A 13,383-nucleotide genomic window follows, 5' to 3' on the forward strand; every position below is an offset into this window, starting at 1 on the left:
CCATTACCGGTGTGCTTTCCCTGCAACTGTGCCAAAAGCGGCCATAACAACACTCAACACCGAACAGCCAAGCACAGGCCATGCCCATGAGTGCGTGAATGCATGGGCATTACCGGCTAATGGTGGGCCAAATGCCGCCAACAAATAACCAACAGACTGGGCCATGCCAGACAGTGAGGCTGCTTCATGGGCCGTTGAGGTTTTCAGGCCAATAAATGACAGCCCGAGGATCATTGTTGCGCCAGACCCAAAACCAAACAGGCATACCCAAATGGAAGCTGCAGACGGGAAGAGCCACAACCCGGCAAGGCTGAAGGCACAAAGTAAAGAGACCCCGGCAGCGATAGCGCGCTGATCACGCATCTGGCTTATTACCATACCAATAAACAAGCCCGGCACTGCGCAGGCCAGTTGCATTAACCCATGCAGCGAGCCTGCCTGGGCTTCGCTGTACCCTGCATCCATCAGTATCATGGGGAGCCAGCCAATTACCACATAGTAAATAAGCGAGTTGATACCTAAAAAGAGGGTAATGAACCAGGCGAGTGAACTGGACCAGATTCGTGGAGCAGAATCTGTGGTTTGCCGTACGTGGGGAGCCTGGGTACCTTTACCAACCTGATCCCACCACATTACAAGTGCCAGTATCGGAAAAATCATCAGGCAGGCTAATGCACCTTGCCAGCCAAAACGGACAGCCAGTGGCACCATCGCAGCTGAGCCCAGGCCAGCGGCGATACCCATCGTCAGAGAATAAGCACCGGTAAGGCGGGGAATACTTCCAGGAAAATCTCGTTTTATCAACCCGGGTAACAGTACGTTCCCCACAGCAATACCTGCACCAATCAATACAGTTCCCAGGTAGAGCCCGGAAAGGGTGCCACTGGAGCGCAGCAAAATGCCGGTGCAGATAATCAACAAAGCGCTAACCAGGCTCCGTTCCGGGCCAAAGTAGCGAGAAACGCGGGCCGCCAGTGGTGAAATGATGGCAAATGCAAACAGAGGTAAAGTGGTCAGTATCCCGGTTTGTGTGGCAGATAATGCAAACCGGCTGCTGACCTGGTCAAGCAGTGGAGCAAGGCCGGTAAAAGAAGCGCGAAGTGTGGCTGCAATCAGCAATATTCCGGCAATCATACGCCAGGGCGCAATTAAACGAAGTGCAGTAGTCATTGTTTCTCCTCATTTACCCACATGATACGCCGTAAAGCGGTATGATGAATTAAGCTAAAATGACATTTTATCGCTGTAATCGGACAAAATAATGGCGCGAGACCTTGCACTCAGTGGATTCATTCCGGATGAAAATCATGATCCGGCGGTTGCATTTTTTATTGAAACGGAAGATGACAAAGACCAGTTTTTCCCGTTGCATAAACACCGTAAAGGGCAACTGATCATGGCGCTGCATGGCGGGGTTTCATGCGAAGTGGAACAGGGGATGTGGATTGTTCCGCCGGGTTATGCTGTATGGATCCCAGGTAATATGATGCACAGTAACCGGGTTATGGCGCGCGCACGGTTGTGCTTTTTGTTCCTCGAAATGGGGGAAATTCCGATGCCAGAGCAATGTTGCACTCTTCAGGTTTCTGCACTGGTCAGGGCACTGGTTTTGTCTCTGGCTGAAAAGGGACTGCCGCGGTATGAGCGGGAACGCACGGCTCGCCTGGTGGCGGTTTTGCGTGATGAACTACCTGAACTGCCGGTCGCTCCTCTGCAACTCCCTTCCTCGGGGCATCCTAAAATTTGCCGAATGGTAAGATTCATGGCCGATAACCCGGGAAACCGCCGAACTTTGTCGGAATGGGCAAAACACCTGGCAATGAGTGAGCGAAACTTATCGAGGCTCATTTTGCGTGAAACCGGAATGACGTGGCGCAACTGGCGCCAGCAGTTGATGGTGATTATGGCGGTACGTTATTTAATTGCAGGGCAGAGTGTTCAGGTGGTGTCACGCACACTCGGTTATGAATCAACAACTGCTTTTATTACTATATTTCGCCAGGTGTTGGGTACCACGCCTGGCCGTTATCTGGGCCAACAAATGGGTGGCCCTGGTAAATCTGCCTGAACCCTGCGGCTAACGGGTAAAGTTCACCAGTTGTGGGCGGGCAATACGCAAGTAATCGTCGGTATTGAGAATAATAGATTTTTCCAGGCGGCCCGCGTTGAAGGCAATTTCTTGCTGCTGGAGAAATAACCCCGGGTCTGCAATCAAGGTAAGCTCCGGGTGAAAACTGAAAGGTGGAATGGCGCCAAAAACGCACTGAGTAAGTGTTTCCACTTCCAGTGGGCTTGCCAGTGATGCTTTTAGCCCGCCAAAGTGGTGTGCGATTTTACTCAGGTCGGCCTGTTGCGCTGCACTCAGAATAGCCAGCACATGGCGTTTCACACTATTTCCTTTTACTTTACATACCAGTGCCTTGGCACCTTGTTCCAGCCGGGTTCCCCGAACAACAGAAACAGCTTCACACTTGCCAACGGGCTCATGCTCCATAATGCGAAAACGTGCGTTCTCATCTTTTAATAAGGTGACCAGTTGTTGGTAAATATCGCCACTTGCAACGCATTCAGACATTGGATTCCCCCCGGCTCAGGCAAAAATTTAATTGTATATCTCCTGGAGTAATGTGCCATCGCACCAGTTACATAGCGATGTTTACCATTACGCAGGTACGTATGTGATTGTGGTGAAGAAAATAGTGTGAATCAAGGGGGAAGTGCTGCGGGAGTAAACAGAAAATCAGCCAGAAAAGAGGCCTTAACTGGCTGATTATAATAGATTAGCTGCTCATTTCAGCTGCTTGCTTATGGAACAACTCTCTGAATACCGGGTAAATATCATCCTGGTCACGAATATGCTGCATGGAGAAATTTTCGAACATTGACTGCAAATGTTCATACTCCCGCCATAACGTCTGGTGCGCTCGCCGTGTTATTTCAATATAACAGTAGTAACGCACCACAGGCAGTAAGCGTTTAGCCAGAATTTCGTGGCAAAGAGGCGAATCATCAGCCCAGTTATCGCCATCGGATGCCTGTGCGGCATAGATGTTCCATTGAGCTGGGTCATAACGTTCTTTGACAACTTCATCCATCAGTTTTAACGCACTGGAAACGATGGTTCCCCCGGTTTCCTGTGAGTAGAAAAACTCATGTTCATCCACTTCTTTGGCCTGGGTATGGTGGCGAATATAAACCACTTCCACATTCTTGTATGTTCTGCTCAGGAACAGATAAAGCAGTATATAGAAGCGCTTAGCCATATCCTTGGTTGCCTGATCCATTGATCCCGACACATCCATTAAGCAAAACATTACCGCCTGGCTGGACGGTTCCGGGCGTTTCTCAAAGTTTTTGTAGCGTAAATCGAATGTGTCAATAAAAGGCACCCGGGCAATTTTTTCACGCAATTCGGCAATTTCTTTGCGCAGCCGTTCCTCTTCCAGCAACTGTACCGGTTCGGTGTGCTCTACTGTATCCAGTGCGGCCTCCAGTTCCCGCAATTGCCTGCGTTTACCGGCACTCATTGCTGTACGGCGGGCAAGTGAGTTTTGTAGTGAACGCACCACACTAATGTTGGCTGGCACGCCATTAGCGGTATACCCGGAACGGTGGGTTTTGAACTCATTTAACTGCCGTTGCTGGTTTTTCTTCAGGTTTGGCAGCGCCAAATCTTCAAAGAGCAGATCCAGATATTCATCTTTGGATATCTGAAATACAAACTCGTCCTGGCCTTCGCCATCATTACTGGCCTGGCCTTCGCCACTCCCTGAACCGCCACCACCACCCTGAGGGCGTTCTATGCGATCTTTCTCGACAAAATGGTCATTACCGGGATGAACACGCTGGCGCATCCCACCACGCCCCTGATGGAACATTGGCTCATTAATGTCATCGATAGGTATGGAAACGGATTCGCCGCTCTCCACATCGGTTACCGAACGCTTATTAATGGCCTCGGAAATCGACTGTTTGATTTGCGCTTTATAACGGCGCAAAAAGCGCTGGCGGTTAACCGTGCTTTTATTTTTACCGTTAAGACGCCGGTCAATAAAATAGGCCATATTTCCCCCAAACTGCATGCCAAAGCGCAGATTTATCACTGCATATTGTGCAGTGAACAGGCGCCGAGCTTAGCCGGCGCCAGTCATGGTTATGAGGACTTCCGTACACGCAGATACCATTCACATAACAAACGAACCTGTTTACGGGTGTAACCTTTCTCCATCATACGGTCCACAAAGTCATCGTGTTTTTTCTGCTCGTCGGTTGAGGTTTTGGCGTTGAACGAAATAACAGGCAACAACTCCTCAGTGTTCGAGAACATTTTTTTCTCAATCACGGTGCGCAGTTTCTCGTAACTGGTCCAGTTCGGGTTACGCCCACTGTTATTGGCCCTGGCACGTAAGACGAAATTGACTATCTCATTACGAAAATCTTTCGGGTTGCTGATACCTGCCGGCTTTTCAATTTTTTCCAGTTCAGCATTGAGCGATTCACGGTCAAACAACTGCCCGGTATCCGGGTCACGATACTCCTGGTCCTGAATCCAGAAATCGGCGTAAGTAACATAACGGTCAAAGATATTCTGGCCATATTCAGAATAGGATTCGAGATAGGCCGTCTGAATCTCCTTGCCAATGAACTCTGCATATTTGGGGATCAGGTAGCCTTTCAGGAATTCAATATACCGTTCAGCCTGCTCCTGCGGGAATTGCTCACGCTCGATTTGCTGTTCCAGTACATAGAACAAATGTACCGGGTTTGCGGCAACTTCCGCGTGGTCAAAGTTAAATACACGGGACAAAATCTTGAAGGCGAAACGTGTTGAAAGCCCGTTCATCCCTTCATCCACACCCGCGTAATCCCGGTATTCCTGGTATGACTTCGCTTTCGGGTCAGTATCTTTGAGGCTTTCACCATCATAGACCCGCATTTTCGAATACATACTGGAGTTTTCCGGCTCTTTCAGGCGAGAAAGAATAGAGAAGCGCGCCAGTGTTTCCAGTGTGCCCGGAGCGCAAGGAGCGTGGGTCAGCTCACTGTGGTTGAGCAGTTTTTCATAGATCTTAATTTCTTCAGAAATCCGCAGGCAATAAGGCACTTTGACGATATAAACACGGTCAAGGAATGCTTCATTGTTTTTGTTATTGCGGAACTGGACCCATTCAGATTCGTTTGAGTGGGCAAGAATAATACCATTAAAGGGCAGGGCTGAAATCCCTTCAGTACCGTTGTAGTTACCTTCCTGAGTTGCGGTTAACAGTGGGTGCAGCACCTTGATAGGCGCTTTGAACATTTCCACAAATTCCATGATCCCCTGGTTCGCGCGGCACAGAGCGCCAGAATAACCATAAGCATCAGGGTCGTTTTGAGCATAATGTTCAAGTTTACGGATATCCACTTTACCGACCAGCGCGGAAATATCCTGGTTGTTTTCATCACCTGGCTCAGTTTTGGCAATGGCCAACTGTTCCAGAATGGATGGCCACACTTTGACCACCTTAAATTTGGTGATATCACCACCAAAATCATGCAAGCGTTTAGCCGCCCAGGGCGACATAATCGTGCCCAGGTAGCGTTTAGGGATACCGTATTCTTTCTCAAGTATTTCGCCATCCTCCTGCGGGTTAAACAGGCAGAAAGGATGGTCATTGACCGGGCTGCGTTCACCATTAGCACTCAGGACATAGATGGGAACACGCTGCATCAACGACTTCAGGCGTTCAGCCAGTGAAGATTTACCCCCACCAACCGGCCCCAACAGATAAAGAATCTGTTTCTTCTCTTCGAGCCCTTGAGCTGCATGTTTCAGGTAAGAAACAATCTGTTCAATCGCTTCTTCCATGCCGTAAAACTCTTCAAAGGCAGGATAGCGCGCAATGACGCGATTCGAAAAGAGACGGGATAGCCGTGGTTCTTGTGCTGTATCCACCATCACCGGCTCGCCGATGGCCATCAACAGCCGTTCTGCCGCGTTAGCATAGGCACTGCGATCTTGCCGGCAAGTGGCGAGAAACTCCTGCAGTGTGAATTCTTCGTCCTTGGCAGCTTCGTAACGCTGACGATAGTGATCGAATATATTCATGGCGTACCGTCCTGTTATAAATTCTGGGAACATGTTACAGCTATCAGTTTTTCCTACTTTTAGCGGTGGTATGCAACGGCATTCAAAAACACAACACCGTCCTATTTGTTATGAGCGTCTATTGTCGATTGATCAAGTTGTTAGCGAGGACGGATATTGCCATGATTGGTTAAAATTTGAGCTGAAATTAGATTATTTTTCTGTTTTATTTTTTATTAAGAAATAAAAACCTGTATTTTTGTTTTATGTCGACATGAATAACCAACATTGAAGGGTGGGCAAATGTTGGTAAATTTTTAAATGATGTGCAGAAAAGCAAGTTTGCAGCACAATTGGTGTGTCATTACCTGAGAAAAGTATTCTGTTTTATGTACAGTAGGGAATCATTAGCTCTCAATTGGTTGTTAATAAAGAAATAACTCAGGTGATTATAATTAGCAGATAACAATGAATAAAAAATGACAACCAGGAAAAGTCTCCTGGCGGAAAAATGGGATTATCTGATTAAGGGTAAACAAAGCATCTGCTACACTTTGTGCGTTTTTATTGCTAAGGAATGAGCTAAAAGTGAATATGCGTTCTGTTATTTTGATGAGCACACTGGCGCTTGGGGTTTGCCAGAGTGCAGGCGCAGCAAGTTGGTCTTTGGGCGCTGGTGCGCTGGTTTCTCCAGACCCTTACGTAGGCTATAAAAATAAAGTTTATCCCGTTCCTATGATTGGCTATGAAGGGGAGAGCTTCTATTTTCGTGGGTTTAATGGCGGTTATTATTTGTGGAATGACGAGAGCGACAAAGTTGCGTTAACGGCATTTTATTCGCCCATTCACTTCCGCTCAAAAGACAGCTCGAACTCCCAGATGAAACGCCTGGACAACCGTTATGCCACGGTTATGGGGGGCATTTCATGGACCCATAATACTGCGCAATTTGGCTCCCTGCGTACGGTGCTGGCAGGCGATATGCTGGGCAATAGCAATGGTATAACCTGGGATAACACGTGGCTTTACCATTATCAGTATGGCCGCTGGAATGTCAGCCCGGGCGTCGGGATACAATGGAACAGCGCCAACCATAATGATTATTACTATGGGGTAAGCCGCTCTGAATCCAGCCGTAGCGGTATCCACTCATGGGATGCAGGAAGTTCATGGAACCCGTACGTTGAGCTTTCTGTGAATTACGCCGTCACACCGTCCTGGAGTATTTTTGGCATGGGGCGTTATGTTCGCCTTGGTAAGGCGATTAAAGATAGTCCTATGGTAGACAGTTCATGGACAGGCGTATTACTGACCGGTGTTAATTACAGATTTTAAACTGAAATTTCAGGCATTTTTACGGGGCGCTTGCGCCCCGTTTGTTTTACAGTCAACGTCACTACAGGCAGATTACTGATAACCTGGGGCATACTTTTCCGATATGGATTTTAAAACAGGAGGTATCAGACGATGGATAAACGAATGGTTGTACTCCCTGATAACACCGCACTGCCAGCAATTGGCCAGGGAACCTGGTATATGGGGGAGCACTCCAGTGATATGACTCAAGAAGTGCGCGCGCTTCAGGCGGGAATTGATGCCGGGTTGACCTTGATTGATACTGCTGAAATGTATGCTGACGGTGGTGCTGAACGCGTGGTTGGCAAAGCGATTTCCGGGCGCCGTGACCAGGTGTTTTTGGTATCCAAAGTGTATCCCTGGAATGCTGGTGGCCAAAAGGCGATTGAGGCCTGTGAGGGTAGCCTGAAGCGGTTGGGTACTGACCATCTGGATTTATGGTTGTTGCACTGGCGGGGTAATATCCCACTGGAAGAAACAGTACGCGTGATGGAGAGCCTGGTTAAGCAGGGGAAAATCAGGCGATGGGGTGTGTCTAACCTTGATGCCAGCGATATGCAGGAGCTGTGGGATATTCAGGGTGGCCAGGCCTGTATGGTCAATCAGGTACTCTATCACTTAGCTTCACGCGGTATTGAATATGATTTATTACCCTGGTGTAACACCCACCATATACCTGTAATGGCGTATTCCCCGCTCGCTCAGGCTGGGCGATTGCGCAGAGGGTTAATGCAGCATAGTGGAATACAGGCTATGGCCGCAGAGTTGGGGGTTACTGTTGCTCAGTTGCTGCTTGCCTGGGTGATTCGCCAGCCGGGTGTGATAGCTATTCCTAAAGCGTCTTCTGTTGAACATGTCCAACAAAATGCTGATGCGGCAAATATTGTACTGACACAGGCACATTGCGAGTTACTTGATGCTTTTTTTGCACCACCGGTACACAAATTGCCCCTTGATATGGTGTGAATGAACGGGGCGCAACCTTGCTGGTTGAGCCTCGTTTTACAGGCAGCCAGTTATTATTTGCTGACAGAAAGCACGCAAGCCAGGCGGCCTGGCTGGCTGGCAGATACTTTTTGCGGAATAGTCGCATTAACAGCTTCGACGCAAACGAAGGTTTTATAACCATCGTCCGGAACATCACTCATACTGACAGACAATGCCGGGCCTGGGTTCCAGGCAACAACGTTACAGTTATGGTGATGAACCACATCAATACGGCGAGGCAGGCTCTTATCGTGGATAACGCTGCAAGCTTCAGCTTCAAGATAAACACGGTCCACCCGGTCCGGGAAGGTCTGGATGCCATCGCTGAGCTGGTCTTCAACACCGCCGTTAACTTTATCAATGAAGCGGTGACCTAAGCCACTCACGCTTACCGCACTAATATCACCAACGGTGAAGTAGGTATGCAGTGCTGACTGCGTTTCAAATTCGCCGTGAGATTCCAGTTCCATTTCGCAGGTCGCACCCAGTTTAAAACGGGCATAAAGCGTGAAATCATGAGGCCAGTACTTACGGGATGCATCGCTACTTTTTAGTTCGAATGTTAATACAACACCGTTATTGTCTTCGTTATGGGCGCTGAGTTGCCAGTCCAGGTTACGGGCAAAACCGTGGGACGGCAGAGATGAATCTTTTGCCGGGCCAAACCAGGGCCAACAAATGGGAACACCGCCACGAATAGCCGCACCATGTTCAAACAGAGATGCTTCACTCAGCCACAGTACTTCTTTTTCACCTTCGGGTTGCCATGACAAGAGATGCGCGCCCTGAAGTGCTACGGAAGCTTTCACGGCTGGATGGTTGACAACCAAAATATCCAGCTCACCTAACTTCCTGCGGGATATTGTGGGCGTGACCTGTTCCAGTACCGGTAGTGCAAAGATTTTTTCAATCATTAATGCCTTCCTCTGTGATGAAATAAAAAAGGGCGACCGAAGTCGCCCATAGGATCAGATGCTCATCTCTTATTTAGAGATGTGAGCGATCAGGTCCAGTACTTTGTTAGAGTAACCAGTTTCGTTGTCGTACCAGGATACCAGTTTCACAAAGTTGTCGTTCAGTGCGATACCTGCTTTGGCATCAAACACAGAAGTGCAAACTTCGCCGTTGAAATCGGTAGATACAACGTCGTCTTCAGTGTAACCCAGAACGCCTTTCATCGGGCCTTCGCTCGCAGCTTTGATAGCAGCTTTGATTTGTTCGTAGGTTGCAGCTTTTTCCAGACGTACAGTCAGGTCAACAACAGATACGTTCGGGGTAGGAACGCGGAACGCCATACCAGTCAGTTTGCCGTTCAGTTCTGGCAGTACTTTACCTACTGCTTTAGCTGCACCGGTAGAAGACGGGATGATGTTCTGAGCAGCGCCACGGCCACCACGCCAGTCTTTGTGAGACGGGCCATCAACAGTTTTCTGAGTAGCGGTAGTTGCGTGAACAGTCGTCATCAGACCTTCGATGATGCCGAAGTTGTCGTTGATAACTTTAGCCAGCGGTGCCAGGCAGTTGGTGGTGCAGGATGCGTTGGAAACGATATCCTGGCCAGCATATTTTTCGAAGTTAGCGCCGCGAACGAACATCGGAGTGCTGTCTTTGGACGGGCCAGTCATAACAACTTTTTTGGCGCCAGCAGTGATGTGTTTACGAGCGGTTTCGTCAGTCAGGAAGATACCAGTTGCTTCTGCAACTACATCAACACCAACTTCGTCCCATTTCAGATTAGCCGGGTCTCTTTCAGCGGTAACGCGGATTTTTTTACCGTCAACAACCAGGTGGCCGTCTTTCACTTCAACGGTACCGTCGAAACGGCCGTGAGTGGAGTCATATTTCAGCATGTAAGCCATGTACTCAGCGTCTAACAGATCGTTGATTGCAACAATCTCGATGTCAGAACGTTTCTGAGCAGCACGGAAAACAATGCGACCGATACGGCCAAAACCGTTGATACCTACTTTGATAGTCATATATTCCACCAGCTATTTGTTAGTGAATAAAAGGTTGGCTGTAAAATTACAAAAACCTTACGCAGCGTCAAGCGGAATCGTGTCAATCATTGCGACAAATCAATCCTCTGCGTAAGCTTTGTGCGACTGACTGCCTCTTCATCCATTTGGGCTACAAGTCTCTATGGGGACTGCGCCCAGAATTTTAAAGTCAGCTCTATAGAATAATGTGACGTAGATCACAAATGAAATTGCGTCGCTTTTACAGGCTACAGTTTAGAACAAAAGTCGCGCCTTGAGTGTTAATGTTTTGTTAGAATCCTTGAGAGAATTTGATAAACCCATTAATGCCGGAAGTGCACCTATGAGCAATTCATCCCAAAATGACGATATAAAAACAACGCTGACTGAAATGCAATTTTATGTTACTCAGGAACGTGGCACGGAACCCCCTTTTACCGGGCAATTATTGCACAATAAGCGTGATGGCCTGTATCACTGCCTGGTGTGCAATGCGCCACTCTTCAGGTCTGAAACAAAATACGATTCTGGTTGCGGCTGGCCGAGCTTTTTTGAGCCAGTCGACAGCAATGCAGTTCGTTATCTGAATGACTATTCACACGGTATGCAGCGCACAGAAATTCGTTGTGCGCATTGCGACGCACATTTAGGGCACGTATTTCCTGATGGCCCACGTCCCACTGGCGAACGCTATTGCGTGAATTCCGCTTCGCTGAGTTTTACCGACGGGCAGTCTGGTGAAGAGACAAAAGGCTGATTGAAACGTTTCAGCAAATTATTCCAGCAAGGAGAGAAATGATGATGGATTTTGAGACCGTATTATCCACAATGACACCGGAAATTTATCAGCGTCTGGCAACAGCTGTGGAGCTGGGAAAGTGGCCAGATGGTGTTCCCCTGACTCAGGAGCAAAAAGAAAACTGCCTGCAACTGGTCATGCTCTGGCAACAGCGAACCAATGCTGACCCGGAACATATGACAATTGGTACCGACGGGCAGATTATGATGAAAAGCAAACAGCAACTGAAAGCGGAGTTCGGTATTGAAACGTCATCAATTGTGACTCTGAAACCACAAGACTAACAATATTGTTACCCTGGCATCAGGAAATGTACCTGCTTGCTAAACTGTATTGCGTGACATTGTCACTTTTTACCGTGCCGGGCGCCTGCCAATAAAAACGCGAGCCAGATGTGCAGGCTCGCGCGAATATCAAAAAACAGGCCATTGTCTGCCATAACAGTGATTGCCAGCACAATGGCGTGCCAGTGGCCTCAATTGTGGACTTCTAACCAGTCTTCCAGTGTATAGAGAGTTGCACCGGCAAAAGCCATATCCTGAAACGCACGGATACTGTCACCGTCCTGCATTTCAACCCCCCGGCAACCGTCAACAATAACGGCAACCTGGTAGCCCAGCTTGAGTGCGTCCAGCACCGTATACTTGACACAGTAATCCGTAGCCAGACCCATAATAATCAGTTGGCCGACATGGTAGTGCTGGAGCCAGGCGTGTAACTGCGTTTCTTGCCGGTGCTCGTTGTCAAAAAACGCGCTGTAGCTGTCAATCAGCGGATTCTCGCCTTTCTGAAAACAGGCGGCGATGGCTTCTTGTTTCAGTAACGGATGCAGTTCAGCGCCTTTCGTGTTTTGAACACAATGATCCGGCCACCAGGTTTGCTCCAGCCCATCCAGCATACCTGTTGTGAAGGGCTCTGCACCCTGTACCCGTGCAAAGCTACCGTGATCTTGCGGGTGCCAGTCCTGAGACGCGATAACAATTTCTCCGCGGGCCCGGCACCATTTAATCAACTGGTTGGCAACCTCAACGGTGGCGTCACCATCAGCAACAGCCAGTGCGCCCCCGGCACAAAAGTCATTCTGGATATCAACCAGTAATAAGGCTCTGTGCACCATGCAAACCTCCATCAGTCCGGGGTCAGTTCACCACGTAAATTGCTCATCATTTGCTGGCGTATCGTTTCACTGTCCAGGTTCTGGCTGAGCAGGTAATGTAACTTAGTCAGCGTCGCTTCCACGGTCATATCGTAGCCACTAATAACACCCGCTTGTGCCAGCGCATTTCCAGTAGCATAGCCTCCCATGTTGACTTTACCAGACATACACTGTGTCAGGTTGACGACAACAATACCCCGGTCACAGGCTTCCTGTAATGTTTCAGTGAATGCCGGGTTTTGAGGTGCATTGCCCACACCGTAGGAACGCAGGATCAGTGCCTTCACAGGCTGGCGCACAAAGTTACGCACCACGTCAGCCGCGATACCCGGGTAAATAGTGACTACCCCAATCGGCTGCGGCGTTATTGGGTGTACCTGCAATTCCCCAAGCCCTGACGGGGCTGGTGTGGTGTTGAGACGGCGGATATGAATGCCAGCCTCCAGTAACGGTGGCAGATTAGGTGATGCAAAAGCATCAAAACCATCCGCATGGGCTTTGGTTGTCCGGTTGCCACGATACAGGCGGTTATTGAAGAATAGTGTCACTTCGTTAACAGGATAATTTGCCGCAATGTATAGCGCATTGAGCAAGTTTATCTGCCCATCGGAACGCAGTTCAGCAAGGGGGATTTGCGAACCGGTGACAATCACGGGTTTACCAAGATTTTCCAGCATAAACGAGAGTGCTGAAGAGGTGAATGCCATGGTGTCAGTGCCGTGCAGAATAACGAAACCATCATATTCGTCATAGTGTGCGGCAATATCATCGGCAATATGCTGCCAGTCTTCAGGCGTCATATCGGATGAATCCATCAGCGGCTGGTATTCATGAATGGTAAACGAAGGCATCTCTGGCCGGTGGAATTCAGGCATTTGCGCGAGCTGGCGCTGTAAATGACCAGATACGGGTATGTAACCATTCTCAGAACGTTGCATACCGATGGTGCCGCCGGTGTAAGCGACATAAATGGATTTTTTTTGCATATCAGAGCCCTGGGGTGCATAAACAGGCGCAGTATAGAGAGGAATTACCAAAA

13 protein-coding genes are annotated in these 13,383 nt (G+C 48.8%); 5 read left to right on the forward strand and 8 right to left on the reverse strand.

What is annotated here, in order from left to right; translation table 11 throughout:
* Positions 1 to 3: 3 nt before the first annotated feature.
* Positions 4 to 1,170, reverse strand: a complete 1,167-nt coding sequence (locus DT73_RS11330) for an MFS transporter (protein WP_036108457.1) — start codon at positions 1,168 to 1,170, stop codon at positions 4 to 6.
* Between the two features lie 91 nt (positions 1,171 to 1,261).
* On the opposite strand from DT73_RS11330, the gene DT73_RS11335 reads away from it, so the two are divergent.
* A complete protein-coding gene (locus DT73_RS11335) occupies positions 1,262 to 2,068 on the forward strand; it encodes a helix-turn-helix domain-containing protein (RefSeq protein WP_036108460.1) in 807 nt (268 codons plus the stop codon).
* A 9-nt stretch (positions 2,069 to 2,077) separates the two neighbouring features.
* Here the strand turns inward: DT73_RS11335 and DT73_RS11340 are convergent, their stop codons facing one another.
* The 3 genes from DT73_RS11340 to yeaG all read right to left on the reverse strand — a co-directional run bounded on the left by DT73_RS11340 (position 2,078) and on the right by yeaG (position 6,088).
* The gene (locus tag DT73_RS11340) at positions 2,078 to 2,575 is read right to left on the reverse strand and encodes a YbaK/prolyl-tRNA synthetase associated domain-containing protein (RefSeq protein WP_036108461.1); all 498 of its coding nucleotides are present in this window, start codon (positions 2,573 to 2,575) and stop codon (positions 2,078 to 2,080) included.
* Between the two features lie 205 nt (positions 2,576 to 2,780).
* Positions 2,781 to 4,082, reverse strand: coding sequence for a YeaH/YhbH family protein (locus DT73_RS11345; RefSeq protein ID WP_036108463.1), 1,302 nt, complete (start codon positions 4,080 to 4,082; stop codon positions 2,781 to 2,783).
* Positions 4,083 to 4,153: 71 nt separating this feature from the next.
* Positions 4,154 to 6,088 (reverse strand): protein kinase YeaG, encoded by a 1,935-nt coding sequence (gene yeaG, locus DT73_RS11350; protein ID WP_036108466.1) that lies wholly within the window; start codon positions 6,086 to 6,088, stop codon positions 4,154 to 4,156.
* Positions 6,089 to 6,661: 573 nt separating this feature from the next.
* Here yeaG and DT73_RS11355 point away from each other — a divergent pair.
* Entirely contained in the window at positions 6,662 to 7,402 is a 741-nt protein-coding gene (locus DT73_RS11355; RefSeq protein WP_110027290.1) for a MipA/OmpV family protein, read from the forward strand.
* A 132-nt stretch (positions 7,403 to 7,534) separates the two neighbouring features.
* The gene (locus tag DT73_RS11360) at positions 7,535 to 8,389 is read left to right on the forward strand and encodes an aldo/keto reductase (RefSeq protein ID WP_036108468.1); all 855 of its coding nucleotides are present in this window, start codon (positions 7,535 to 7,537) and stop codon (positions 8,387 to 8,389) included.
* A gap of 53 nt (positions 8,390 to 8,442) precedes the next feature.
* On the opposite strand, the gene DT73_RS11365 is transcribed toward DT73_RS11360, so the two are convergent.
* The gene (locus DT73_RS11365; protein ID WP_036108470.1) at positions 8,443 to 9,324 is read right to left on the reverse strand and encodes a D-hexose-6-phosphate mutarotase; all 882 of its coding nucleotides are present in this window, start codon (positions 9,322 to 9,324) and stop codon (positions 8,443 to 8,445) included.
* Positions 9,325 to 9,393: 69 nt separating this feature from the next.
* Complete coding sequence (gene gapA, locus DT73_RS11370) at positions 9,394 to 10,389, reverse strand: glyceraldehyde-3-phosphate dehydrogenase (RefSeq protein WP_036108473.1); 996 nt, start codon at positions 10,387 to 10,389, stop codon at positions 9,394 to 9,396.
* 343 nt (positions 10,390 to 10,732) lie between these two features.
* Between gapA and msrB the strand changes: the two genes are divergently transcribed.
* Both msrB and DT73_RS11380 read left to right on the forward strand, forming a co-directional pair.
* A complete protein-coding gene (gene msrB / locus DT73_RS11375; RefSeq protein ID WP_036108474.1) occupies positions 10,733 to 11,146 on the forward strand; it encodes a peptide-methionine (R)-S-oxide reductase MsrB in 414 nt (137 codons plus the stop codon).
* 44 nt (positions 11,147 to 11,190) lie between these two features.
* Positions 11,191 to 11,472, forward strand: coding sequence for a YeaC family protein (locus DT73_RS11380; protein WP_036108819.1), 282 nt, complete (start codon positions 11,191 to 11,193; stop codon positions 11,470 to 11,472).
* Positions 11,473 to 11,663: 191 nt separating this feature from the next.
* Here DT73_RS11380 and pncA read toward each other — a convergent pair whose 3' ends face one another.
* Together pncA and ansA are read right to left on the reverse strand one after the other, a co-directional pair.
* A complete protein-coding gene (pncA, locus tag DT73_RS11385) occupies positions 11,664 to 12,305 on the reverse strand; it encodes a bifunctional nicotinamidase/pyrazinamidase (protein WP_036108481.1) in 642 nt (213 codons plus the stop codon).
* Positions 12,306 to 12,316: 11 nt separating this feature from the next.
* Positions 12,317 to 13,330 (reverse strand): asparaginase, encoded by a 1,014-nt coding sequence (ansA, locus tag DT73_RS11390; RefSeq protein WP_036108483.1) that lies wholly within the window; start codon positions 13,328 to 13,330, stop codon positions 12,317 to 12,319.
* Positions 13,331 to 13,383: the final 53 nt, after the last annotated feature.

This window comes from Mangrovibacter sp. MFB070 (assembly GCF_000705335.1).
GTDB classification, from domain to species: domain Bacteria; phylum Pseudomonadota; class Gammaproteobacteria; order Enterobacterales; family Enterobacteriaceae; genus Mangrovibacter; species Mangrovibacter plantisponsor.

What these genes read in the sequence shown, in the direction of transcription:
- DT73_RS11365 (WP_036108470.1), bottom strand. Translation starts at nt 9,324, where the DNA reads ATGATTGAAAAAATCTTTGCACTACCGGTACTGGAACAGGTCACGCCC.
- yeaG (WP_036108466.1), bottom strand. Translation starts at nt 6,088, where the DNA reads ATGAATATATTCGATCACTATCGTCAGCGTTACGAAGCTGCCAAGGAC.
- pncA (WP_036108481.1), bottom strand. Translation starts at nt 12,305, where the DNA reads ATGGTGCACAGAGCCTTATTACTGGTTGATATCCAGAATGACTTTTGT.
- DT73_RS11330 (WP_036108457.1), bottom strand. Translation starts at nt 1,170, where the DNA reads ATGACTACTGCACTTCGTTTAATTGCGCCCTGGCGTATGATTGCCGGA.
- ansA (WP_036108483.1), bottom strand. Translation starts at nt 13,330, where the DNA reads ATGCAAAAAAAATCCATTTATGTCGCTTACACCGGCGGCACCATCGGT.
- DT73_RS11340 (WP_036108461.1), bottom strand. Translation starts at nt 2,575, where the DNA reads ATGTCTGAATGCGTTGCAAGTGGCGATATTTACCAACAACTGGTCACC.
- DT73_RS11360 (WP_036108468.1), top strand. Translation starts at nt 7,535, where the DNA reads ATGGATAAACGAATGGTTGTACTCCCTGATAACACCGCACTGCCAGCA.
- DT73_RS11345 (WP_036108463.1), bottom strand. Translation starts at nt 4,082, where the DNA reads ATGCAGTTTGGGGGAAATATGGCCTATTTTATTGACCGGCGTCTTAAC.
- gapA (WP_036108473.1), bottom strand. Translation starts at nt 10,389, where the DNA reads ATGACTATCAAAGTAGGTATCAACGGTTTTGGCCGTATCGGTCGCATT.
- msrB (WP_036108474.1), top strand. Translation starts at nt 10,733, where the DNA reads ATGAGCAATTCATCCCAAAATGACGATATAAAAACAACGCTGACTGAA.
- DT73_RS11380 (WP_036108819.1), top strand. Translation starts at nt 11,191, where the DNA reads ATGGATTTTGAGACCGTATTATCCACAATGACACCGGAAATTTATCAG.
- DT73_RS11355 (WP_110027290.1), top strand. Translation starts at nt 6,662, where the DNA reads ATGCGTTCTGTTATTTTGATGAGCACACTGGCGCTTGGGGTTTGCCAG.
- DT73_RS11335 (WP_036108460.1), top strand. Translation starts at nt 1,262, where the DNA reads ATGGCGCGAGACCTTGCACTCAGTGGATTCATTCCGGATGAAAATCAT.